Source organism: Bacillus sp. Medicinal_06 (assembly GCF_056711665.1).
The window spans coordinates 140938-162138 of the sequence record NZ_JBWYHD010000005.1 but is presented as its reverse complement, the minus strand read 5'-3'; the positions used below and the strand labels follow the sequence as shown (position 1 = coordinate 162138).

The 21201-nt window shown below is 33.2% G+C and carries 29 protein-coding genes; 20 read left to right on the top strand and 9 right to left on the bottom strand.

Annotation, left to right across the window (positions count from 1 at the left end; all coding sequences use genetic code 11):
- Positions 1 to 4 precede the first annotated feature (4 nt).
- Both AC1M36_RS13705 and AC1M36_RS13700 read left to right on the top strand, forming a co-directional pair.
- Positions 5 to 418: an NUDIX hydrolase gene (locus AC1M36_RS13705; protein ID WP_336451854.1), complete on the top strand. Its 414-nt coding sequence runs from the start codon at positions 5 to 7 to the stop codon at positions 416 to 418.
- A gap of 30 nt (positions 419 to 448) precedes the next feature.
- Entirely contained in the window at positions 449 to 1270 is an 822-nt protein-coding gene (locus tag AC1M36_RS13700; protein ID WP_479845955.1) for a GNAT family N-acetyltransferase, read from the top strand.
- A 98-nt stretch (positions 1271 to 1368) separates the two neighbouring features.
- On the opposite strand, the gene AC1M36_RS13695 is transcribed toward AC1M36_RS13700, so the two are convergent.
- Together AC1M36_RS13695 and AC1M36_RS13690 are read right to left on the bottom strand one after the other, a co-directional pair.
- Positions 1369 to 1827: a VOC family protein gene (locus AC1M36_RS13695; RefSeq protein WP_479845954.1), complete on the bottom strand. Its 459-nt coding sequence runs from the start codon at positions 1825 to 1827 to the stop codon at positions 1369 to 1371.
- Between the two features lie 134 nt (positions 1828 to 1961).
- Positions 1962 to 2564, bottom strand: coding sequence for an HD domain-containing protein (locus AC1M36_RS13690; protein ID WP_479845953.1), 603 nt, complete (start codon positions 2562 to 2564; stop codon positions 1962 to 1964).
- Positions 2565 to 2745: 181 nt separating this feature from the next.
- On the opposite strand from AC1M36_RS13690, the gene AC1M36_RS13685 reads away from it, so the two are divergent.
- The 9 genes from AC1M36_RS13685 (at position 2746) to AC1M36_RS13645 (ending at position 8288) form a co-directional block, all read left to right on the top strand.
- Positions 2746 to 3648, top strand: coding sequence for a DNA-binding domain-containing protein (locus AC1M36_RS13685; protein WP_479845952.1), 903 nt, complete (start codon positions 2746 to 2748; stop codon positions 3646 to 3648).
- Between the two features lie 100 nt (positions 3649 to 3748).
- Complete coding sequence (locus tag AC1M36_RS13680; RefSeq protein ID WP_479845951.1) at positions 3749 to 4162, top strand: NUDIX hydrolase; 414 nt, start codon at positions 3749 to 3751, stop codon at positions 4160 to 4162.
- A 220-nt stretch (positions 4163 to 4382) separates the two neighbouring features.
- A complete protein-coding gene (locus AC1M36_RS13675; RefSeq protein ID WP_336451858.1) occupies positions 4383 to 5096 on the top strand; it encodes an alanyl-tRNA editing protein in 714 nt (237 codons plus the stop codon).
- Positions 5097 to 5131: 35 nt separating this feature from the next.
- Entirely contained in the window at positions 5132 to 5962 is an 831-nt protein-coding gene (locus tag AC1M36_RS13670; RefSeq protein WP_336451859.1) for a TrmB family transcriptional regulator, read from the top strand.
- Complete coding sequence (locus AC1M36_RS13665) at positions 5962 to 6687, top strand: AzlC family ABC transporter permease (RefSeq protein WP_336451860.1); 726 nt, start codon at positions 5962 to 5964, stop codon at positions 6685 to 6687. Before AC1M36_RS13670 ends, AC1M36_RS13665 begins: the two co-directional genes overlap by 1 nt.
- Complete coding sequence (locus tag AC1M36_RS13660; protein ID WP_336451861.1) at positions 6678 to 6989, top strand: AzlD domain-containing protein; 312 nt, start codon at positions 6678 to 6680, stop codon at positions 6987 to 6989. The genes AC1M36_RS13665 and AC1M36_RS13660 overlap by 10 nt, the downstream gene beginning before the upstream one ends.
- Positions 6990 to 7051: 62 nt before the next feature.
- A complete protein-coding gene (locus AC1M36_RS13655; RefSeq protein ID WP_336451862.1) occupies positions 7052 to 7222 on the top strand; it encodes a DUF3951 domain-containing protein in 171 nt (56 codons plus the stop codon).
- A gap of 90 nt (positions 7223 to 7312) precedes the next feature.
- The gene (locus AC1M36_RS13650; protein WP_336451863.1) at positions 7313 to 7903 is read left to right on the top strand and encodes a TetR/AcrR family transcriptional regulator; all 591 of its coding nucleotides are present in this window, start codon (positions 7313 to 7315) and stop codon (positions 7901 to 7903) included.
- Complete coding sequence (locus AC1M36_RS13645) at positions 7893 to 8288, top strand: hypothetical protein (RefSeq protein WP_336451864.1); 396 nt, start codon at positions 7893 to 7895, stop codon at positions 8286 to 8288. The genes AC1M36_RS13650 and AC1M36_RS13645 overlap by 11 nt, the downstream gene beginning before the upstream one ends.
- 67 nt (positions 8289 to 8355) lie before the next feature.
- Here the strand turns inward: AC1M36_RS13645 and AC1M36_RS13640 are convergent, their stop codons facing one another.
- The 5 genes from AC1M36_RS13640 to AC1M36_RS13620 all read right to left on the bottom strand — a co-directional run bounded on the left by AC1M36_RS13640 (position 8356) and on the right by AC1M36_RS13620 (position 11374).
- Entirely contained in the window at positions 8356 to 8715 is a 360-nt protein-coding gene (locus AC1M36_RS13640; RefSeq protein ID WP_336451865.1) for a hypothetical protein, read from the bottom strand.
- A 12-nt stretch (positions 8716 to 8727) separates the two neighbouring features.
- Entirely contained in the window at positions 8728 to 9330 is a 603-nt protein-coding gene (locus tag AC1M36_RS13635; RefSeq protein ID WP_336451866.1) for a dienelactone hydrolase family protein, read from the bottom strand.
- A gap of 3 nt (positions 9331 to 9333) precedes the next feature.
- Positions 9334 to 9669, bottom strand: coding sequence for an antibiotic biosynthesis monooxygenase family protein (locus tag AC1M36_RS13630; protein WP_336451867.1), 336 nt, complete (start codon positions 9667 to 9669; stop codon positions 9334 to 9336).
- A 242-nt stretch (positions 9670 to 9911) separates the two neighbouring features.
- Positions 9912 to 10091: an H-type small acid-soluble spore protein gene (locus AC1M36_RS13625; RefSeq protein ID WP_006094378.1), complete on the bottom strand. Its 180-nt coding sequence runs from the start codon at positions 10089 to 10091 to the stop codon at positions 9912 to 9914.
- Between the two features lie 68 nt (positions 10092 to 10159).
- Positions 10160 to 11374, bottom strand: a complete 1215-nt coding sequence (locus AC1M36_RS13620; protein ID WP_336451868.1) for a helix-turn-helix transcriptional regulator — start codon at positions 11372 to 11374, stop codon at positions 10160 to 10162.
- Between the two features lie 117 nt (positions 11375 to 11491).
- Between AC1M36_RS13620 and AC1M36_RS13615 the strand changes: the two genes are divergently transcribed.
- The 5 genes from AC1M36_RS13615 to AC1M36_RS13595 all read left to right on the top strand — a co-directional run bounded on the left by AC1M36_RS13615 (position 11492) and on the right by AC1M36_RS13595 (position 15024).
- Positions 11492 to 12760 carry an MFS transporter gene (locus tag AC1M36_RS13615; RefSeq protein WP_336451869.1) on the top strand — a complete coding sequence of 423 codons (1269 nt, stop codon included), beginning with the start codon at positions 11492 to 11494 and terminating at the stop codon, positions 12758 to 12760.
- A 177-nt stretch (positions 12761 to 12937) separates the two neighbouring features.
- Positions 12938 to 13462, top strand: a complete 525-nt coding sequence (locus AC1M36_RS13610; protein WP_336451870.1) for a hypothetical protein — start codon at positions 12938 to 12940, stop codon at positions 13460 to 13462.
- Between the two features lie 159 nt (positions 13463 to 13621).
- Complete coding sequence (gene ucpA, locus AC1M36_RS13605) at positions 13622 to 14416, top strand: SDR family oxidoreductase UcpA (RefSeq protein WP_336451871.1); 795 nt, start codon at positions 13622 to 13624, stop codon at positions 14414 to 14416.
- A gap of 168 nt (positions 14417 to 14584) precedes the next feature.
- Complete coding sequence (locus tag AC1M36_RS13600) at positions 14585 to 14746, top strand: peptidase (RefSeq protein WP_241815458.1); 162 nt, start codon at positions 14585 to 14587, stop codon at positions 14744 to 14746.
- 149 nt (positions 14747 to 14895) lie between these two features.
- Positions 14896 to 15024 carry a hypothetical protein gene (locus tag AC1M36_RS13595; RefSeq protein ID WP_336451872.1) on the top strand — a complete coding sequence of 43 codons (129 nt, stop codon included), beginning with the start codon at positions 14896 to 14898 and terminating at the stop codon, positions 15022 to 15024.
- Positions 15025 to 15144: 120 nt separating this feature from the next.
- Here AC1M36_RS13595 and AC1M36_RS13590 read toward each other — a convergent pair whose 3' ends face one another.
- Positions 15145 to 15738, bottom strand: coding sequence for a TetR/AcrR family transcriptional regulator (locus tag AC1M36_RS13590; protein ID WP_336451873.1), 594 nt, complete (start codon positions 15736 to 15738; stop codon positions 15145 to 15147).
- A 308-nt stretch (positions 15739 to 16046) separates the two neighbouring features.
- Between AC1M36_RS13590 and AC1M36_RS13585 the strand changes: the two genes are divergently transcribed.
- The 4 genes from AC1M36_RS13585 (at position 16047) to AC1M36_RS13570 (ending at position 20217) form a co-directional block, all read left to right on the top strand.
- The gene (locus AC1M36_RS13585) at positions 16047 to 16784 is read left to right on the top strand and encodes an ABC transporter ATP-binding protein (RefSeq protein ID WP_336451874.1); all 738 of its coding nucleotides are present in this window, start codon (positions 16047 to 16049) and stop codon (positions 16782 to 16784) included.
- Positions 16768 to 18975, top strand: a complete 2208-nt coding sequence (locus AC1M36_RS13580) for an ABC transporter permease (RefSeq protein ID WP_479845950.1) — start codon at positions 16768 to 16770, stop codon at positions 18973 to 18975. The genes AC1M36_RS13585 and AC1M36_RS13580 overlap by 17 nt, the downstream gene beginning before the upstream one ends.
- A 169-nt stretch (positions 18976 to 19144) precedes the next feature.
- Positions 19145 to 19711 (top strand): histidine phosphatase family protein, encoded by a 567-nt coding sequence (locus tag AC1M36_RS13575; RefSeq protein ID WP_336451876.1) that lies wholly within the window; start codon positions 19145 to 19147, stop codon positions 19709 to 19711.
- A gap of 116 nt (positions 19712 to 19827) precedes the next feature.
- Positions 19828 to 20217 carry a hypothetical protein gene (locus AC1M36_RS13570; protein WP_336451877.1) on the top strand — a complete coding sequence of 130 codons (390 nt, stop codon included), beginning with the start codon at positions 19828 to 19830 and terminating at the stop codon, positions 20215 to 20217.
- A 42-nt stretch (positions 20218 to 20259) separates the two neighbouring features.
- Here the strand turns inward: AC1M36_RS13570 and AC1M36_RS13565 are convergent, their stop codons facing one another.
- Positions 20260 to 21189: an alpha/beta hydrolase gene (locus AC1M36_RS13565; protein ID WP_336451878.1), complete on the bottom strand. Its 930-nt coding sequence runs from the start codon at positions 21187 to 21189 to the stop codon at positions 20260 to 20262.
- Between the last annotated feature and the right edge of the window lie 12 nt (positions 21190 to 21201).

Below are 21201 nucleotides of genomic sequence, written 5' to 3'. Positions count from 1 at the left end.
AGAAATGGGAATATTTCAAGGGGCAGCGGCATTATGTAAAAATGATGATGGGAAATTGTTAATGGTATTGCAAGGGCGCCCAGATGTGGAAGAAGCAGAACGAAAATGGTCTGTTCCATCTGGTGGAAAATGGTCTGAGGAAACGTTTGAGGAGTGTTGTATACGAGAGGTTAAAGAGGAAACGGGATATGATGTATGTATCATCAAAAGTGTGTACGAAAAGAAGGGCAATAGTAATGGATATGATGTTCATATTGTGTATTATGTGGTAGAGGTAATTGGAGGAAATAAAGAAATTTGTGATCCGGATGGATTGATTTATGAAGTGGGTTGGAAAAGCAGTGAAGAAATAGAAGGTATTATCCTTTCTTTTCCAGAAGATAGAAAGTTATTGCAGAGATTCATAGAGTATATGTAGCTCTGATAAATAGGAAGGGAAAGAAAAAAGATGATATACGAATTGCAGAAAGATCAGTTTATGAATTGTAACCATCTTGTAGACAAGGAAAGGCATATTGAAGTGCAAGCGATTATTGAAGGGAATAATTCGGGCCGCATATTTGTTGACAATGTAAGCGAACCGCGGTCTGGTTTAGTTTGGCTTGGGAATTTAGACGGTTTTGTATTTATTGGTGATGCTAATAATACAATGTTTAACCTTGAAATAAAAAAAGATTTAAGGGAACAAATTGCACAAGAAGCAAACCGCTTGGACTTGAAGTGGTTTGAAGGATTTGGTCATCAAGTAGGGTGGGATTGTGCAATTAGAGAAATATTGTGTGAACAATCATACGAGGAATCCAACCAAAAAGTATACACATTATATGAAGATGCGTACAAAATATATAATGAACCAACGATTAATGAGACATATACAGTATTAAAAGTAACGAAGGAAAATCTTGTGACATACTCTTTACTTGAACAATCATTTTTCGTTTCGCAAATTACATCATTTTGGAATTCGGTAGAATTATTTTTTGAAAAAGGAATCGGATGTGTCATTTTACATGGGAATCAAGTTGTGAGTCTTTGTTTTTCAGGATTTGTAAGTGGGAATACGCATACGGCAAATATCGAGACAATTCCGGAACATAGAGGGAAGAGTCTTGCCAAGAAAGTCGCACATGCATTTGTTCAAGAATGTTTTAAACAGGGGTATGTGCCTTATTGGGACTGTATGGAAGTGAATAAACCTTCAATTGCTATAGCAGAGAGCTTAGGATTTACAAATATTTTTGATTACATTGTATATGAGTATCAATTTTAATGTAAATAAAGAAAATAAGAATATACTATCTCATTTACAGCGACTTGAATAGAACACTAAAAAAGCTAGCATATGTATCATTTATGCTAGCTTTTTGGTTACTTTTCTAAAAATTGATTCCACTCTTCTAAAGAAAGTTTCTCTGTCATATGTTTTAATTCATCAGGAACATGAACGAAACTAATAAACTCAATACTATTATCATCAGGATCCTTAAAATAAACCGAAGCATTGCCTTGGTTAGGACGAACGAAAGGTTCGGTGGTAGTTCGATTCCCAAATGGAACTGGTTCAATGTTTCGGTCTTTCAGCCACTGAATAGATGTATGAAGAAACTCGAAGTCCACTTGAAATGCGATATGGCGAAGAGAAGGATGATACGGAGTTTTATATTCTTCTCCTTCCCAAAGTCCGAGCCAACTTTGCTCTTCTACAATCCAAAAGAAGGCAGTATCCTCATATCTTTTAAATAATTTTAAACCTAATGATTCATAGAATGGTATGGATGTTTCTAAATTGCGAACGGGTAGATGCGCTTCGTATAATCCTTTAATCATAAATAATCCTCCTCATAATTTGAATGTGATTCTTATTTATAATTTTAATCTTTATGTGGTTAAATGAAATCGATAAAAGGGATGGGGAGGACTCATATTAAAGTATGAAAAAACAGCTCATTAATAATGAGCTGTTACTGTTTACATGCCTCGACATCAATACCAGCGGCGATTAGTTTCTTTTCGCCTTCTTGTTCAATTATTTTTTGTAATTTGGATAGGAATGAATCAAAGTCTGTATGTTTAGCAACTTGGAATGTCATTTTATGTTCAATTGGAAGCCACGTATCAATGTCCGCTTCATTATGCTGAATTTTAACTTCTAATTTATCAAGAGCGTTTGCTACTTTTGCCTCGTATGTTTCTTTTGCTTCAAACTCCATCCATAAATTATATAGTTCATCCCCAAGAGAACCTTCTAATGTATGCTTAATATTCAAAATGGCTTTCCGTTCATTTTCTTGTTTTTGCAGCTGTAATTGTTCGCTGTTCATTGTGTCAAAAGCAGGGATGTCTCCAGCCTCCGCTTCCACAAGGTCATGGATAATAACCATTTTTAATAACTTTTCCGTGTTTACTTCTTTATCTAAATAAGGCTGAACTAAAACAGCCATAAGCGACATACGCCAAGTGTGTTCGGCAACACTTTCCTGACGCCCGTTTGAAAGCCAGCTATGTCTCATTTCATATTTTAGCTTTTCTGCTAGTGCAATGACTTTTAAAATATTATGTTCCATCTAGATCCCCCTCATATTACTATATAATAATCTTAATATAAAAATAGAATGTGTCAATTTTACGTGCATTTGACTAACAATTCAGAAATATTATAAAATATTTTTATAATATTTTTTTATTTTTATAAAAGAAAAAAGAAGGCGTGGAAATTGCAAAAATGCTGAGTGGGAGTGAATAGAAATGTACCAACAGACGGCAATTCATGTACTAGATCTTTTGAAAAATATTACAAATGGAACAAGCAATGTTCAAAAGGTAGAAGAAGAATGCAGAAAAATAGAGAAAGAACTCCATGTAACATATGAAGAATCAATGGATTTATATAGTAAAATGACGGCTTTCCAAAGAGATATTGAAAAGATGGGTGGTTTATTTGCATACGAACACTCTCAAATAATGTGGTTGAAATCTGAATTAGAATTTTTATATGCTACGTACCAATTTTGTCAGCATTATAATTTAAATATTTCAGGTACTTCAAAGGCAATTAGTAAGGAGAATCTGCAATTATTCCCGAAAACAGAAAGTCAATTGCAAAATACGTATTATAAATTAAAAAATCAAGAAATTCCATTTGAAGATATAAAAAAAGGGAAGCCAGGGCGTAAGAAAAAACAAGAGTCGGTACAGTATGTAGAGAAGAGGGATGAAGTAAAGGGCGTAGTGGCTCAAAAAGAAAAGATAGAAACAAATTTAGTTACAATATTATCAGGGATTGTCGATAATTTTGAAACAATTGGTGTAGAGGGAGAGAAACAAGAACTATATCAATTTATGAAAGGAATTTATACACTTTCAAGTATGGCAGCTGGACATATAAAAGAAGATAGTATGCAAGAGATACAAAAGGAGATTCAAAATCTTCGTAATGAAAATGAAAGGTTAAGACGTGAAAAAGAAGAACTCATTTCAAGCCTAAATGAAATGACAAATCAAATGAATCATTTTATAGAAAGCACAGATATTGATCAAATTCGAACATTACCGTCTTTTGTAAATATATGTAAACAATATTTGGGAAAAAGTAAAGTGTATCATAACAAAGTGAATACGAGAGAGCAAATGATGTCTATGAAACAATGAGAGCTACTTTCTATTAGTTTTTATAAAGCTGATAGAAAGTAGCTCTATTATTTTTTGTGTTAAAATTAAGAAAACTTATTAATTAAGAGGAGAATTTCATATGAACCAACAATTATATCCACGTGTCGGTGTCGGGGCATTTATTTTAAACGAGCAGGGTGAATTACTGCTTGTGCAGCGAAAGAAGGGACCGGAGCAAGGGCACTGGAGTCTCCCTGGTGGAAAAATAGAATGGATGGAAACAGCGGAAGATACCGTTATTAGGGAAATTGAAGAAGAGGTAGGACTAGAGATCGAACTTACGTCGCTATTATGTGTGACGAATCACATTTTACCTGATGAAGGAGCGCATTGGGTATGTCCGACGTATATTGCAAAAGTAACGAATGGGATAGCAGAAAACTTGGAACAACATGCCATTAGTGAAATTGGTTGGTTTTCGTTAGAGAGTCTTCCAGAACCATTAACCTTAACATTAAAAGATGCTTTGAAAGAATATGAGAAACTGAAATAAGTATATAGAAATATAATGTATCGAAGCTCTTAGTAGAAAGGAAGAGATTCTCTACTGAGAGCTAGTTGCTGTTATTAACAGAGGAATAAATGTAGTCAGGCTATCTTGCTATAAAGATAGTCTGTTTGGTGTTAATTAAAAAATTCAGAATTTTATTGACGAATCATTTTTTTCTTTTTATATTAGTAGGTATAACAATAACTACTAAAGGAGTGGGAACATGACAGAAGCATTATTTTTACAAGATGCATATAAAAAAAGCTGTCAAACAGAGGTAACAAAAGTTGATGGAGATAGAGTATTTGTAAGGGAAACGATATTTTATCCAACTGGTGGAGGACAGGAATGTGATACAGGTGTATTTACACAAGGTGGGCATACTTTTGAGGTTATAAAAGTAAAGAAAGAGCAAGGTGAAATTGTTCACTATGTGAAAGATGGAGCCTATCTTAAGGTTGGACCAGTACAGTTAGAAATTGATTGGGAGCGCCGTCATAACTTAATGCGCCACCATTCTTTACTACACCTTATTGGAGCAGTGGTATATGAAAAGTACGGTGCATTATGTACAGGAAATCAAATTTCCCCTGATAAAGCGCGTATTGATTTTAACGAATTACAAGAGTTAACGAGCGAACAAGTTGCTGATATTGAAGCAGAGACGAATCAATTGATTCAGCAAAATAAAGAAATTTCGACTAGATTTATCAGCCGCGAAGAAGCAGAAAACCACGCAGGAATGATTAAAACAGCAATCAATCTTCTACCAACTTCCATCCAAGAAATTCGCATTGTAACTATTCAAGATATTGATGAGCAAGCATGTGGGGGAACGCATGTAAAATATACAAATGAAATTGGCACTCTTGTTATAGATAAAGTAAAGAGTAAAGGAAAGCAAAACCGTCGTTTTGAAGTACGTGCTGTCATGTAAATACAAATAGAGGTAAATTGAAATGAGGGATTACAGTGGATGAAGTCATGAAAGAATTGCAAAAGTTAGGATTTTCGCAATATGAATGCAAAGCATACATCGGTTTATTAAAGCATTATCCGGCAACGGGATATGAAATTAGTAAGCAAACAGGAGTACCGCGTTCTATGATTTATGAAGTACTCGGTAAATTAATGGATAAAGGTGCAGCTCATTTAGTACCTTCAGAACCAGTTAAATATGTCCCTGTATCGGCAACTGAATTAATGAACCGCATGAGAAAGGATTTTGAAAAATCATTTGATTTTCTTGATCAAAAATTAAATTGTTTGGAGCAAGAGCGCCAAGTAGATGTAATCTCTCATATTCGTACGGATGAACAAATTTTAAAGGAAATAAGTAACATGATTGAGCGTGCAGAAGAAGAGTTATGGATTTCTGTATGGGAACAGCAGGTAACTGAGCTAGAGTCTCTTATTCACAAAATAGAACAGGCTGGTGTACATGTTTTTTCAATACTTTTTGGGGCACCTCAAATGAAAATTGGCACAACTTTTCATCATAATTATATGACCCCGGATGTTGTGAAAGAGCGGATGGGTGGACAGTTAACAGTTGTTGCACGAGATGGGAAAGAGGTACTTATTGCTAATTTTTCAGAACATAGTACATCATGGGCTGTTACAACATATGATCCAGCATTAGTGCTTGTCGCCACAGAATATATTCGTCATGATATCATGGTTGAAGAAATTACAAAGGAATTTGGTCCTGATAAATTAGATGCATTATGGCGTGGTAATGCAGATTTAGTTCACGTTGTAACGGGGAAACGCTTGATGCAAGAAACGAAGGGGGAAGAGTGATGGCCAGGGCTGAAGCACAGATGACGATGCATGGGAATGAAACATTTCAGCAAGGAGTGAAAGACTGTTTACCAACTGTACTAGGGTATTTAAGTATTGGTATCGCAGCTGGTGTAATTGAAAAAACAGCGGGATTTTCATTAGCAGAAATAGCATTAATGTCTACTTTGATTTATGCTGGTTCCTCACAATTCATACTCGCTGGTATGTTTGCAGCTGGAGCACCTACTTCTGCAATTATTTTCACTGTATTTTTTGTGAATTTACGTCATCTGTTAATGAGTGCTGCGCTCGCACCGTATTTAATGAAAGTCCCTTTCTTGAAAAATATGATCATTGGCTCGCAAATTACAGATGAAACATTTGGTCTTGCGGTTCAGCAAGCTTCAAAAAAGAAGTATTTAAGTGAGAGCTGGATGCTTGGTTTAAATGTGACAGCATACTTAAACTGGATCATTGCGAATGTCATAGGTGGTATTTTTGGTGAGTGGATACCAAATCCTCATACGTATGGTATGGATTATGCATTACCAGCTATGTTTATTGGATTATTTGTGCTGCAATTAATGAGTAGTCATCCAAAATTAGCAATTCATCTTAGTGTTGCGATTGCAGCAATGGTAATTGTATATAGCATACATTTCTTCGTTCCAGCAAGCGTTGCAGTAATAATTGCAACACTTACAGCAGCAACAATCGGGGTGGTGATTGAAAAATGGAAGTAAGATTAGATGTGTTATTACTCTTAATTGGAGCGGGGGTAGTTACTTTAATTCCTCGTTTATTACCGCTCATTGTATTTAGTAAAATACAAATTCCAGATTGGGGACTAAAATGGTTAAGTTATATACCAATTGCAATACTTGCAGCGCTTCTTGCTGAAGTGCTTTTTATGAATAAAGCTATGCAATGGGATTATTTACTTGCTGCAATTCCAACATTTTTTGTAGCTATCTATACAAGGAGTTTATTAGGAACCGTGTTAACTGGGGTGATTGTGATTATTTTGTTACGTTTGTTCATATAACAAGGATTTCGCTCATATTATATCGAAAAGTGTAATATCTTGATTTTAAAAGGGGTGGTGTTATGCTCATTTTAACAATAGGTGTTGTTCTGTTTACGTTATTTATCTTCTTTATTATTGGTCTACTTACCTTTACAATGCTTGTTAATAAAGCAACTCCGCAAATATATTACACACCTTGTGATTCCATGACAATGCAATCCCATAAAAAAACGAGAGGAAAGAGAAGTTGATTTTAGGCTTTTCTTCCTCTTTTTATTTGTTTGATTTTTCTGTATAATTAAGTTAGTTATCTAACTAACTTAATTATAGGAGGGGATAAAATGGCAAAGCCGAATGTTGTAAATAAGCAACAATTGCTACGATCAGCAAAAGAGATGATTGCTGAACAAGGTATGGAAAAGCTAACGTTAAAAGCAGTTGCAGAAAGAGCCCATGTTACACAAGGGACTGTATATTATCATTTTAAAACGAAGGAGCAACTATTACTTGAAGTAACGGAGTCATTTTGCAAGTCATCGTGGTCACAGGTTGAAACGGGTTTTTCGATAGAAAAAGTGTTACATTCCGCTAAAAGTAGATGCAAACAAGATTCTATGTACCATCATTTGTTTTTTCAATTAGTAGCCAGTGGATTGCAAAACGAAACGATAAAAGAAAGACTTGGTGAATTGCTAAATTATGAAAATCAAGAATTACAAAAGGGACTAGCGCAAATATGGGGAGAAACATCACTGATTGAAGGAATTTCAAATGAAACTTGGAGTGTTATGTGTAATGCATTAATTGATGGATTGGCATTGCAAGTATTATTGAATCCAGCGTTTAATATGGAAGAAACGTATGATGGATTGGAGATGTTTATAGAAAAGGCAGTTTCTTTGCAGGAAGGGAAAGAAAATAGTGAAGAATAAATTGTGGATGACTATTTTGTTTTCTGTAGGTATTTGGTTTGCGGCGTCAATATTTTTTTATGTATTTGGAGCGGCTGTTTTAGTAGAAATATCCGCACCTTCATTTATGAATAGGCTCCTTTTTCTAGAAATCGGTACAGCATTATCTTTATACATCGTAATGTGGTTGTATCAAAAAATAGATTCATCGCGATATGCCCTCATAAAATTAGGGATTTTCGGCACCGGAATCGGACTGTTTTTAGATACTTTCCTTCTCTATTATTCTTCTAGCATTTTTTCAGCACTTTCATCACAGCAAATTTTATCTTTCACAATTTGGATGGTTATTGCGTATGCACTATATCTATTTATTCCTATTTGGATGGAACATAGTAATTTTTAAGTAAAACACATGGACTGTTCTGTAAACAAGGAGCTGATTCCAAAAGTTCAGCTCCTGTAACACAAACTTACATTTTAGAAATTCCTTGTAATAGTATACCAAAGAGTAGACTAATACAAGAGAAAGCGCCGACGGATACAGAGATGATTCGGTTATTTTTCCATTCTTTTATGAAAACCATAAATCCTAAAATACAAAGAAAATACCAGATAGGTAGAAAAATAAAATCGCTTATATAGTCAGGAAGTAATGCGTAGAAGCTAGTCAAAACTAAGATCCAATGTCCAAGAAATAAAGTTATAACGATAAGAGAATGTCGATAAGGACGGTTTAAATATTTTTGATTTTTAAGAGTGATAAAAATCAAAGCCAATGTTATGAGAGTGATTAGAAAAACGAAAGTAAGTAATAGTAGTGTAAATGACATACAAAAACTCCTTTAATACATTTGTTTTGTTATAGTTTTTGGAAGAAAGGAATTTATCATTTCATATGCTTGTTTTGCAGATTCTTCGTTATATTTTACAGTATAAGGATCTAGAAATCCATGATCTCCTGGAAGCTGTTTTATATGTAGAAATGGGTTGTTTTGTTCTTGCAATGTTGTAATAAGAGAAGAAACTGAACAGTTCCATTCTATTTCTGGAAAAATTAAAAGAGTAGGACATGTAGGAGTAATATAAGAATAGTCTCGTATTCGAGAGCCGTAGCAGCCAATAATAAAATGAACTTTTGGATGGTTACTGCATAGCCAAGAGATGGTTGCTCCAACACTAAAACCTATGAGACCTATGTGTAGATAGTCTTTTGAAAGTGTTTGAATCATTTCTTCAATTTTCTCTTTTCCATGTTGAAATCCAACGTTTTTCATAAAATGGGAATAAGCTTTTTGTTCATCATAATGAAAAGGAGAATCTAGTTGTAAAAGATTCGGGCAGAATACATCAACCGATGTTGAAGAAAAACGTGATACTATATTCTGCATATGTTCATTTACGCCATATATTTCATGTACAACAATAAGAGCCACTTTTTGATTCATAAATTACACCCCTTTCCTATGAAAATCGTATTCTTTTTCAACACGGCAAATCCGCATATGGAACTGTTCATACCATTGTTCACGACCTCTTTGTCTTGCTATAGTATGTGCTGCATTTTCTCTCCATTGTTTAATTGCTTCAAGTGACTCCCAATATGAAATTGTAATCCCAAAGCCAGATGTATCCCGTATGCTTTCAACGTCTATAAACCCAGGTTGTTCTTTAGCGAGCTTCTCCATTTCCTCAGCTACATCGCTATAATCAGCCGTTTCTTGTGAAAGCTGGGAAGTGAATATGACTGCATAATAAGAGTTATTACTTTTCTTTGTATCCTTCATCGTATCCCTCCAAATATACTTATGGATTGTATCATATCATAAAGATTAAATCGTGTGTTTTTTGGGTATGAAAATGTTTTTTTGAAATATCACGTACCGTATTAGATGTGTATTAAAAAAATGAGGATTTATGCTGTTTGTGCAGTGATGGTAAAAAGATTTGGAAAGACAAATTAGTAGCCCTTCATTTCATACGGTACAAAAGAAAAATCCCACTTCAAATAAAACTGAAGTGGGGTCTCTTATATTTCTTCTAGGCTATTAACTGGAACGGTTAATTCGCGATCTGGATTCGTTGCATCATATATGCGGGCAGTTTCGTTACTTTCATCAACATGTTGAATCATAACAGGCATACCTTGAAAACTAACATGTGCTTGTTCTGATGACTCGGAAAGCTCTTTTGCACGTTGTACATTCATTCTTACATTCCTCCCATCTTTATTATTTTTGCTAAATAGGAGGAATAATATACCATTTTGAGATAAGTTTAAAGTTTTCGTATTATTTGTAATGTTTCTTTAATAAACGCAGTAAATGTCGAATCAGGGAACTCTTGTATCGCATGAAAGGCTTCTGTTGCTTCTTGAAGTGCTTTTTGATTATTTTGGAGCTCCATGTAACAAAGGGCACGATAAGCTCCTCCGGTTATGATCCATGCTTGATCTAGTGGATGGAACATATAATCTGGAATTGTTGCTTGTTCTAATGCTTTTAATGCTTCTTCGTATCGTTTGAGACCATATAAAGATTTTCCCTTTTCAACGTAGTATGCCCCATCTTCTCGGAACAGTTGTTCATCTTTGAGTTTTTTTCTGAACATTTCCAGATGTTCTAGGGCTAATGTGTATTCATTTGTAATTGTGTTATAGTAATAAGCTTTTAATATGTCTACAATCGCAAGGGATAAAGTGTTTTCCGTAAAAATAGCGAATTGCTCGGATTTTTTTATATAGTGTAAATATTTCTCTTTATCGGCTACTAGTACATTTTGATAAGAGAGAATTCGATAAAATTCGTCTGTTTTATAATACACTTGATTTTCTTTTGAGAAATCAAGGGCTTGTAAGATGATTTTTTCGCATCCCTCATAATTACCGTATGCGAGTAAAACTACTGCTTCACATAAGAAAAGTTCTATTTGTATAATCAAATCCATTTCTAATTGTTTTTCTTCATATTCCTTGCGAATAGAGGTAAGAAGTTTGAGGCATTCTTTGTATTTTTTCTGAACAAATAATAAATAACAAAGCTTTAAACTCGTTTGTGTACTCTCACGATATAAAGTATACTTTTGAAAAATTTCTACGGCTTTTTCAATATAGGAATGAATATTGTAATCTTTCATATGAAATGCAACGCTTATAAATTGTTTATATAAACGAGCTGTACTTAAAGTAGGTGGCAACTCTTTTTGAACAATGGGCAGTAGTATATGAAACACTTCTTCAAATTGATTGTTTTTTATAGCTTGTTCCATTTTGGGAATCAGCTTTGTTACTTCTTCATTGTCTTCCTCAAGTAAAAAACTTGCTTCACATTCAAGCTTACTAGCAAGATATTGTAATGTCTTCATGGAAGGCGTTGCTTTCCCATTTTCAATTTGACTCAGCATGCTTTTCGTCAATTCTGAGCCAGCTAATTCCGTTTGTGTCAGACGTTTTTCTTTTCGCAATGCTTTAATTTTTTCACCAAGAGTAGCCATGTAGTTGCTCCTTTATCACAAAAAGTTAAATACAATTAAACTTTTTGTTGTCAAAATTTGAAAAGTAATTATATAATAAGTTTAACACAATTTAACTTTTAAGGGGAGAGTGGCATAATGGCAGATGCAAGCATAAGTCAAAATGATTCAAGAATGAAAGTCGCAACAAGAAATATCATTTTGATGATGATTGGAAAAATGAGTTCTTTATTAGGAGCAGGTATTTATACGTTTGCAATGGGGTTATATGTTTTAAAAACAACAGGGTCAGGAGTTGGATTTGCAATTACACTTATTTGTGGTTCTGTTCCGAGGGTGGTATGTGGTCCAATTGCTGGAGCGGTAGCGGATCGTGTGAATCGGCGGTGGCTTATTATTGGTATGGACTTGTTAAGTAGTTTAACAATGATTACAATGTTTATTCTTTCTACTGTATTTGGAGCATCGCTTCTATTCATTTATATTTCGGCAGCATTATTATCTATTTATGCAAGTTTTTATTCTGTATCATTTACTTCCTCTATTCCAAGTTTAGTAGATGTAGGACGTATTCAAAAAGCGAGTGCTTTAAATCAGACAGCTGATTCATTATCAAGAATTTTGGCACCAATAATTGGTGGGATAATATTTGGATTATTTTCTATTACATCCTTTTTTCTTTTAAATGGAATTACATTTTTTTTAGCTGCTATTGTACAATTATTTATCGTATTTGATTTGTATAAAAAAGAAGTGGAAGAGGAGAAAGGAGATTTTTTTGCGAGTATAAAAGAAGGATTGTTATATGTGAAACAGCAGCATGAAATATATGGACTTATGAAGGTCGCTCTTTGGGTAAACTTTTTTTCTAGTGCACTTTTTGTTGCGCTTCCCTATATTATTGTGCAAAGCTTGCATTTAACTTCTAAGCAACTCGGCACTGTAGAAGGTATGTTAGCGGTTGGAATGTTAATTGGTGCAATTGTTTTATCTGTTCGTAAGGAAGTAAATAACCCGTTTCGATCTATTTATATTAGCTTGTTTTTGTTTGCAAGTTTAAGTTTATTTACTGTCTTTCCATTAATCGTTGAGATTCCAAAGGCAGCAAGTTTTATTTATTACATTGTTTTTATGCTTCTTAGTGGTATTTCAATGATGGCAGTAAATATTCCAATGCAAGTACATATTCAAAAAACAACAGATCCAGGATACTTAGGTCGTGTTTTTGGGCTACTTGAAACAATTGCTACTGCAATTGCCCCGCTTGGTATGATTTTGTTTGGTTTTTTATTGGATATGCTCCCAACGAGTATCGTAATGTTAATATTGGGAAGTGGGCTATTTTTAGTAGTTCTTGTAGGAATGAAGCAGTCTAGAATGAAAAAACAAGTAGATGTATCGGCTTAAATTATCGAATTAATCATTGTTTTAAGAGATAATATGAAAGGGAACTTGTAATTTCATTATTTATATGTAAAAAAATCATTCGGTTATATTTACTGGATGATTTTTTCTTTTTGAAAGTATGTTTTAGTTATGATACATTTAATAAAGTGTGTAACAAAGAAAGAGGAGAAAAACAGTATGAGAAAAATAAGTTTTGTTATGTTTTGTTTATTTTTTCTAATGACTGGCTGTAGTAACTACGATACGTATATTGAAACAGGCATGCAATCATTACAAGATGAAAAATATAGCGATGCAGTTATGTGGTTTGAAAAGGCTGAAGAGGAAAAATTTACGGAAGAGACAAAATCCTATAAGGACGTTGCTAAGCTGATGGATCACGGTGCATCGGCGTTAAAAGATGGTAAATATTTAGAGGCAAAAGATGATGCAAATCAAGTGTTGCAAGCGAAAAAGGATGCTATCCTCGAGAAAGCTGTAAAATCAAATGCAGAAAATATGCTTCAGAAGGCAAAGGACATTGAAGAAAAAGAAAAGGAAAGAGTTGCGAAGCAAAGAAAAGTGGATGAAGAAGGTATTGATAAAGTAATCAAAGCTGTAGATAATATTGATGAAGCAAGGGAAAAACAGAAAAAAGTTGGAGAAGCATTGGATAAGGCTGAAAATGCAAAAGAAAAAATAGAAGCGAAGAAAAATCAATAGAATAATAATTTAAAAGCTATGTATGAGCTGTCGTTTGTTACGACGGCTTTTCTTTTTGAACGTTTTTTGACAAATGGAACAATTTCAAGAATATCAGGTAATATTTGGTATGATGAGGTTGTTGAGAAACTTTTCTACAAATCATAAGGGGGCTATGAAATGGGAAAATTAGATGGAAAAGTAGCTTTTGTTACTGGTGCCGCAATGGGAAATGGCGCGGGAATTGCACATGTGTTTGCAGAGTTAGGAGCAAAAGTATTACTTGTTGATATTTCAGACAAGGTTCATGAGACGGCAAAAGAAATTATAAGTAAGGGGCTAGAAGCAGCTAGTTACCAAATAGATGTAACAGATTTTACAGCTGTAAAAGAAATCGCAAAAGATGCATACGAAAAGTATGGGAAAATTGATATATTAGTGAATAACGCAGGGGTTATCCGACTCGCTAATTTTTTAGATATGTCAGATGAGATGCGTGATTTTCAATTTCAAGTGAATATTAATGGTGTGTGGAACTTTTCTAAAGCTGTCTTGCCATACATGATTGAGAGAAATTATGGGAAAATCGTGAATATGTCTTCTGTAACAGGAACGCTAGTTGCAGATGAAGGAGAAACAGCCTATGCAACGACAAAAGCAGCAATTTGGGGATTTACAAAAGCGTTAGCTCGTGAAGTAGCGAAGCACCATATTACGGTGAATGCAATTTGTCCAGGTTATATTATGACGCCAATGGCAGAGCAAATTGCAAATGAATCTGATCCAAATGAACCGAATCATGTTATTGATGGAATCGCTTCAGGCGTTCCACTAGGACGTTTAGGAAAGATTGAAGAAGTTGGGCAATTAGCTGCTTTTCTTGCATCTGACGAATCAAGTTACATAACAGGCACACACATTGTAATTGATGGTGGAAGTACATTACCAGAAACGATTTCTGTTGGTGTAGAATAACATTTCAAATATGGGGGAAACCTTAATTTCCTATGGTTTCTCCTATTAATGGTAATATTTTTTGTATAATTAGAAAAAACAATTTTGTTACAAAAACTTGAATTCGCACCATTTCATCAAAAAAAGGAATATAATAAGTACATAACCTATTACAAGGAAGTGTAATTTATGCATACTGTAACGATTGTATATGGCATTATTCTTTCTACTATTTTCACTTTATTTGTTGTTGGAGTATCACGTTATATCCATAAATGGAAAGAAGGGATTGCAAAGTTAAATCATATTGAAGAAGAATTTGATGATTTAATGTTACATCACAGTAAGTAATATGGTTTTATTTTTTAATTAAACAATGTGAAGTGTATCACAAAACATGCTGACATTCTGGAGCATGTTTTTTGTTATATAAAAACATAGATAGGCACAGCAGTTTCATTTTTATCATACGATACAATGTTAAATATGAGGAGCCTGTTGTGATTGGGCCACCGAATTCACAGCGTCTTATGGAGAAAAAACGTCACGCAGATTCTGATATAGTTGTGTTAATAAATGGAGAAATCGCTTCTTGTGAAATAAAGCAGCCCTTATTTTCATTTAAATGAGGGCTACTTTATTTGCTTCGGGCTAGCAAGCAGCTAGTAAAATTACGAAACTAGTAACGAAAATTTCGTGTTAATTTAGATTTAGGATCATTATAAAATTTTTCTATAGTGAAATAAGCATTAAGCTTTTTTCTTATTAAAAATTAAAACACGTAAATTTTCAAATTCATAATTAATTTGTGCCTCTGTAAGTGTAGTAGTAAGCGATTGTATAAAAAGTCCTTCTAAAATAATAATAATGTGATTCGTTAGTTGCTCTATTTCCTGCGAACTTTTACGAACATTTAGAGAAAGAAATTGATTAAGATAAGTATATACATAGTGGTAATGTTTTTTCAGTTTTTGGCGACGTTCCGTGTTGTCTAAGCTTAGATAATACTCATAAATGATGGGACGTAAAGATTGAACTTGCCCTAGTAGTTCTTTTTTTTGTTCATTCAAAAATATGTTAAATATTTCAACGAAAGAATATGAAGAAGAATTTAAGGGAAGTAAAGAAAGGTCATCAGCTCGTTGTACATATGCTATTAAATTGAGGAAAATTTCCTCAACCGATTGATAGTAATAGTATAATCCTCCTCGTGAAATTCCACTTTCTTGAACGATATCATGCATAGTTACATTGTTATAACCTTTTCTCATAAAAACCTTTTTTGCTGATTCAAGAATTAGTGTTTTTTTCATTTCAGATTTTTTAACTTCGTTTTTTGTCATACCTTTTTCTCCTATACCTGCATTGAACTTTTAATGTATATCGATTCTTAAAATCAACATTTTATATCTATAAGGGAATAAAATTGCGATGAAAGAAAATTGAAATTCATATATTCATACGAAATATAGAATGTACGTCTTTGTAATTCTATAATAAAAAACAAAATAATTCAAAAAGTTAATTTCCCTAAAAATGTAAAATGTATTGATGGGGTATTTTTAATATGATACTATCAAATCAAAACCGACATAAGTGTCGGAAATGTGTTTTTACATAATCTAAATAATTGAATGGAGTGTAGAAGCGTATGAGTGTGACAGATCAAATTATAAAGTTGAATCACGTAACAAAAATATTCAATAATCAAAAAGTACTAAAAAATATTAGCATAACAATAAAAAAGAATCAGTTTACAGTGGTTGTGGGGCCAAGTGGTTCAGGAAAATCAACTATGCTTAATGTGATGTCAGGATTATTAACACCAAGTTCAGGAGAAGTGATTTTAGACGGTAAAGATATTACAAACATGAGTAAAGATCAAATTCGACTTTTCAGAAGAGAGCATGTTGGACAAATTTTTCAAAGTTATCATCTACTTTCCTATCTTACGGCTAGAGAAAATATTGAAATTGGGGCTTTTAAGAATCAAGATTTAAAAAATTTGGATCAATTAGCGAACTTATTAAAGATTAATCATATATTAGATAAATTTCCAGCGGAACTCTCTGGTGGAGAACAACAAAGGGTCGCTATAGGAAGAGCATTAATTAAAAAACCTAAAATTTTATTTTGTGATGAGGCAACAGGAGCCTTGGATGAAGAGAATAGTAAAAACGTAGTGAAATTAGTTCATAATGTGAAAAAAAAGTTTAATATTACGATCGTTTTTATTACTCATAATCTTGAAATTGCTAAAACAGCTGATGAAGTTATTACAGTAAATAATGGAGAAATATATTCTGTTTTAGAAAATAAAAATCCTTTAGATCCAGATAAAATGAATTTGAGATATAGGGAGGACAAAATTATTGGACAATATAAATAAGCAAATGAAAACAACACTATTACATAATAAAAAATATATTGTTATTTTGCTTTTACTGTCATTTTTAACTTCCTTTATGTATTTTTTCGTCAGATGTTCAATTGACAATAACCTTAATAAAGTAAGAACATATTATCAAAATCAGAACCAAGAAGACTTTAGGTTTTCATTACAGGGTGATAATGAACATACTTTAATGAATTTAGAGCAGGAGTATCAGTTTTATTCAGAGAAAAGGAAAATGAAAAAAATTACTGAACAAGGAAGTGTATATTATTTTATAAATACCCCTCAAAAAATAAATTTCCCAATTGTTATGAATGGAAATTTACCCAAAAATAAATATGAGATTGCAGTATTTCCAGAGTATTTAGAGCAAAAGAAACTAAAGATTGGTGATACTGTGAAAATTGATGGGGAAAAGTTGAAAATTACTGCTTCAGTGTATTTACCGGATTATCAAATTTTCATCCCATACGACGATACGGAACAAGACTTAACAAAGGGAACAATGTTTATAACCTCAAATGACACAATTCACGAGATAACAGGAAAAGCACAAGTTTACTATTCTGCGAAATATAAGAGTAATCCTACTATGAATGAAAAGAGAATTTTGAGTTCAAAAGATATTACAAATTATGCTAATAAATATGATATGAAAAGTGAATCCGAATTAGAAAAGAGTTTAGAATCCAATAAAATATTAGCGATTGTGTTTTTAACTTGCTTTTTACTCATTACGCTATTTATTTACTTCGTGTTCTTAAAAAAATATTTTGATATGAATCGTGTGGATATAGGTATTTATCACGCACTTGGCTTTACAGACAGAGATGTCTCCAAAGCGTTTCTTGCATTTTCTTTATGGATTTCATTTATAGGGTCCGTTTTAGGTTTAATAATAGGGTACCCAGCTTCCACTGTGATGATTAATTTGTATAAGCAATCTTTTCTTTTTCCTTCTTTTGAGAAAAGTGTTGCTCCTATCACCATATTGATAGGAGTGGTATTACCAGTATTACTGGTCTTACTTTTTACATATGTAATTGTTATAAGGTTTCAAAAACAAGAAACAACAAACTTCTTAAATAATGTTTCAATTGAAAGTGAGAGTTGGATAGAAAGAGTAATCTGGAAAAATACGGTTAAACTACCGAGAAATATTGGTATGTCATTACGATTTGTTGTAAGAAGATGGAGTTCTGTTTTTTTATTGCTTCTTACTATATTTATAACAAGTGTTTTATTTATAACAAGTTATTCTTTATATAAATCTAGTGGGAAGCTATTGGAATTACAAACGAATGGAGTAGATTACCGGTACTCGGCTTCTTTTCGTGTGCTTCAAGAAAAAGATTTGGAAGATAAGAACATTACAAAGGGAATAGAAAAAAATGTGACGATACTGAAAGATAATGAACGAATTTCAACTAAAATATTAGGAGTTAAATCTGAAGTTGATCATTTTAAATTATTAGATGAAAAGAATAAAGTAATAGACATACAACAAACGAACGGTATCATCATGAATCAAGCATTAAGTGAGATTTATAATATTAAGATAGGTGATACAGTTCAAATTGTTCTTGATTCTGAAAAGTATGAGAAAAAAGTAATAGATATTTGCATGAATGGTAATCTGAATATGATTTATACAAAAAAAGAATCACTTGCAAAATGGTTGGGTATTCCAGGAGAATCTTACAATGTTATATTTTTTAAGGATAAGCCTCAAAATGCTAACAACTTAGATGCAAAAGTTACCGGTCAGGAAGATAAAATAAAGACGTTAGAAAAGAATTCGGTTTCTAATCGTGCTAGTGCTGTAATTATTCAAGTACTTGGTGCTGTATTTGGATGTTTATTAATTTACTTTGTTTTACTTTTAAATTTCCAAGATAGTACGAGAGACATTCATGTATTGAAACTGCTAGATTATTCACTAGATGAAATAGATCGTATGATATTAAATGTTTACAAGCCACTGATTTCGTTGTTTTATTTGATTGTTCTACCTTTTAGTATTCTAGTATCTGATAAAATTCATCATATTATATCTATCCAAACAAAGGACTACATGCCTTTCACTATAGATATATTCAGTGCTGTAGGAGTATTTGTAATTGTTTATATTCTCTATTTAATCGTGCATTATTTATTTAAAAAGGGGGTTAGCCGAACAATTTAAATTATACAGTAACGATATTTTAAAAAAATATAGAAAAATAATTTTATTATGTAAACAAAAGATGCGTGTTGTAGGGCACTTTTTGTTTTTGAACAGTGAAAACTAGTGAAAGAAATTGCTCTAGATGGAATCGAAATAATTGAAATAGAAAATAAAAGGAGGGAATTTCATGACTCAAATATATTTTGTCCGCCATGCCCATTCTACATATACCCCAGAAGAAAGAGAACGTCCATTATCTGAAAAAGGATGGGAAGATGCACAAACTGTGACAGGTTTATTAAAAGAGGAACAAATAGATGTTGTATTATCTAGTCCATATAAACGAGCCATTCAGACCGTTCAAGGGGTTGCCGAACACTTTAACTTACCAATACAGATTGAAGAAAATTTACGGGAAAGACTATTAAGTAAAGAGCCAGTAATAGATTTTAAGAAAGCAATGATGAAAGTATGGGAGAATTGGACCTTTTCCTTTGAAGGGGGAGAATCAAATGATACGGCGCAGAAGAGAGGAATTCAGTGTATACAACATATATTAACGCGATATAAAGGGGAAAATATCGTAATTGGAATGCATGGGAATATTATGGTGTTAATGATGAATTATTTTGATGCTCAATACGGTTTTGATTTTTGGAAAGAATTAGAGATGCCAGATGTATATAAATTATCATTTGTTGGAGAAAAGCTTATATCTGCGAAAAAGATGGAAATGAGTAAGACAGCACAATAATCTGGTCATCTGTTGAATATTTTGTAATTTTTTATCAAAAAAGAAGGAAAGAGAGCGGCTGTTAGAGAAATATGCCTTTGTACCATAAAAATTTTGTTATAAAGGAGGCTGTTTACATGTTTGAAAAAGAGAAGGGGTTAGTAGATCATCCAGAAGGACTCGTTGAAGTTCATAACGTATATGAAATTGTACCACCTGACGGAACAATTATTGGAATGGCAACGCCAGAAGAGATGGAAGTTGCTGCTGAACTAGAATTACAGCACTATGCCTATTCTCGTTTGCTAGAAGCAAATGTTCAGTTAGACGGTTCCTCCTATAAAGACATACTCCAGGAATTCCAAGAGTATGAAAGAAAATCAATGGAATTTTGGCGCGCGTTACATAAACGGTTAGCTGTACCTTGGGCATGGGTACTTCGTGTTGATGTTGCCAATGGACCTATATATGTGAATAATGGAAACTCGTATTATGATGGTGATGAAGACGAGGAAGATTATGAATAGATGAGTGGGGAAGCAGTGAGAACTGCTTCCTTTTTTCTAGATTTAATTGAAATATTCATGGTTTCTAATGTTACTTTTTTCGCCTCTTTGTATGGAATGAACTGCATCAATAATAATATCTGGTCTATCATGTTCAATCCCATGACTAGCATGTTGAGCGAAGATATACCGGCTATTTTGGGAGAGCATAAGTTGTTCTTGAATAAGTTCTTGCCACATATTTTCAAGCTTTATTGCTTCTTCAGATGGCATTCCACTCTCAACCATTTGTTCAATGGAGTAATTTGGATCCCTCCCGATGATAATCAATGGAGTTTTTAATGTTACTTCAAGTTGTTTCATTTTCTTTGCACAGGTTTTCCAATTCAAAAGCTCTGAAGCAGTCGCTTTATATAATGATGGTGAAGTAGAGAAATCCATATATTGTTTTTGGTCATGAGATGTTAAATGACTATATTGGTTTGATAACATAGATTGTAATTCTGTATAGAGAGTGCTTTGATCCATCTTGGAATAGGCAATGTATTTTTGTAACCATATTTCATCCGAGTCGGTTTGATCCGAGACAGGTAAATCAAGATCACCTAATCGATGTAAATCCATAGAAGTAGAATCCACAAGCACAACAGCGTTTAATTGTTCTGAGTGCAACATAGCAAACTGCTGTACACATAGTCCTCCATAAGAATGCCCAACTAAAATAATGGGTTGTCGACTCGTAAGCACATGTAATAATTCGCGTAATTCTTTTGCTGCTTGTAGTGTTGTACGCGGCTCGTCACGAAGTTCGCTTTTCCCATAACCGGGGCGATGAAAGAGAATAACTTTATAATGGAGAGCAAGCTTCTCTGCAATTGGCATCCAATCATAAAAAGAACAGCCCATTCCGGTTTGAATCACTACGATTTGAGAACCAGTTCCTTTTATACAAACTTCCATCTTCTTTCCGAGTACTTCTACAAAATGATTCATCGTAATTCTCCT

What these genes read in the sequence shown, in the direction of transcription:
- AC1M36_RS13675 (WP_336451858.1), top strand. Translation starts at nt 4,383, where the DNA reads ATGACAGAAGCATTATTTTTACAAGATGCATATAAAAAAAGCTGTCAA.
- AC1M36_RS13640 (WP_336451865.1), bottom strand. Translation starts at nt 8,715, where the DNA reads ATGTCATTTACACTACTATTACTTACTTTCGTTTTTCTAATCACTCTC.
- AC1M36_RS13600 (WP_241815458.1), top strand. Translation starts at nt 14,585, where the DNA reads ATGCATACTGTAACGATTGTATATGGCATTATTCTTTCTACTATTTTC.
- ucpA (WP_336451871.1), top strand. Translation starts at nt 13,622, where the DNA reads ATGGGAAAATTAGATGGAAAAGTAGCTTTTGTTACTGGTGCCGCAATG.
- AC1M36_RS13575 (WP_336451876.1), top strand. Translation starts at nt 19,145, where the DNA reads ATGACTCAAATATATTTTGTCCGCCATGCCCATTCTACATATACCCCA.
- AC1M36_RS13685 (WP_479845952.1), top strand. Translation starts at nt 2,746, where the DNA reads ATGTACCAACAGACGGCAATTCATGTACTAGATCTTTTGAAAAATATT.
- AC1M36_RS13590 (WP_336451873.1), bottom strand. Translation starts at nt 15,738, where the DNA reads ATGACAAAAAACGAAGTTAAAAAATCTGAAATGAAAAAAACACTAATT.
- AC1M36_RS13705 (WP_336451854.1), top strand. Translation starts at nt 5, where the DNA reads ATGGGAATATTTCAAGGGGCAGCGGCATTATGTAAAAATGATGATGGG.
- AC1M36_RS13650 (WP_336451863.1), top strand. Translation starts at nt 7,313, where the DNA reads ATGGCAAAGCCGAATGTTGTAAATAAGCAACAATTGCTACGATCAGCA.
- AC1M36_RS13625 (WP_006094378.1), bottom strand. Translation starts at nt 10,091, where the DNA reads ATGAATGTACAACGTGCAAAAGAGCTTTCCGAGTCATCAGAACAAGCA.
- AC1M36_RS13620 (WP_336451868.1), bottom strand. Translation starts at nt 11,374, where the DNA reads ATGGCTACTCTTGGTGAAAAAATTAAAGCATTGCGAAAAGAAAAACGT.
- AC1M36_RS13665 (WP_336451860.1), top strand. Translation starts at nt 5,962, where the DNA reads ATGGCCAGGGCTGAAGCACAGATGACGATGCATGGGAATGAAACATTT.
- AC1M36_RS13615 (WP_336451869.1), top strand. Translation starts at nt 11,492, where the DNA reads ATGGCAGATGCAAGCATAAGTCAAAATGATTCAAGAATGAAAGTCGCA.
- AC1M36_RS13585 (WP_336451874.1), top strand. Translation starts at nt 16,047, where the DNA reads ATGAGTGTGACAGATCAAATTATAAAGTTGAATCACGTAACAAAAATA.
- AC1M36_RS13690 (WP_479845953.1), bottom strand. Translation starts at nt 2,564, where the DNA reads ATGGAACATAATATTTTAAAAGTCATTGCACTAGCAGAAAAGCTAAAA.
- AC1M36_RS13680 (WP_479845951.1), top strand. Translation starts at nt 3,749, where the DNA reads ATGAACCAACAATTATATCCACGTGTCGGTGTCGGGGCATTTATTTTA.
- AC1M36_RS13570 (WP_336451877.1), top strand. Translation starts at nt 19,828, where the DNA reads ATGTTTGAAAAAGAGAAGGGGTTAGTAGATCATCCAGAAGGACTCGTT.
- AC1M36_RS13610 (WP_336451870.1), top strand. Translation starts at nt 12,938, where the DNA reads ATGAGAAAAATAAGTTTTGTTATGTTTTGTTTATTTTTTCTAATGACT.
- AC1M36_RS13630 (WP_336451867.1), bottom strand. Translation starts at nt 9,669, where the DNA reads ATGAAGGATACAAAGAAAAGTAATAACTCTTATTATGCAGTCATATTC.
- AC1M36_RS13700 (WP_479845955.1), top strand. Translation starts at nt 449, where the DNA reads ATGATATACGAATTGCAGAAAGATCAGTTTATGAATTGTAACCATCTT.
- AC1M36_RS13655 (WP_336451862.1), top strand. Translation starts at nt 7,052, where the DNA reads ATGCTCATTTTAACAATAGGTGTTGTTCTGTTTACGTTATTTATCTTC.
- AC1M36_RS13565 (WP_336451878.1), bottom strand. Translation starts at nt 21,189, where the DNA reads ATGAATCATTTTGTAGAAGTACTCGGAAAGAAGATGGAAGTTTGTATA.
- AC1M36_RS13695 (WP_479845954.1), bottom strand. Translation starts at nt 1,827, where the DNA reads ATGATTAAAGGATTATACGAAGCGCATCTACCCGTTCGCAATTTAGAA.
- AC1M36_RS13635 (WP_336451866.1), bottom strand. Translation starts at nt 9,330, where the DNA reads ATGAATCAAAAAGTGGCTCTTATTGTTGTACATGAAATATATGGCGTA.
- AC1M36_RS13660 (WP_336451861.1), top strand. Translation starts at nt 6,678, where the DNA reads ATGGAAGTAAGATTAGATGTGTTATTACTCTTAATTGGAGCGGGGGTA.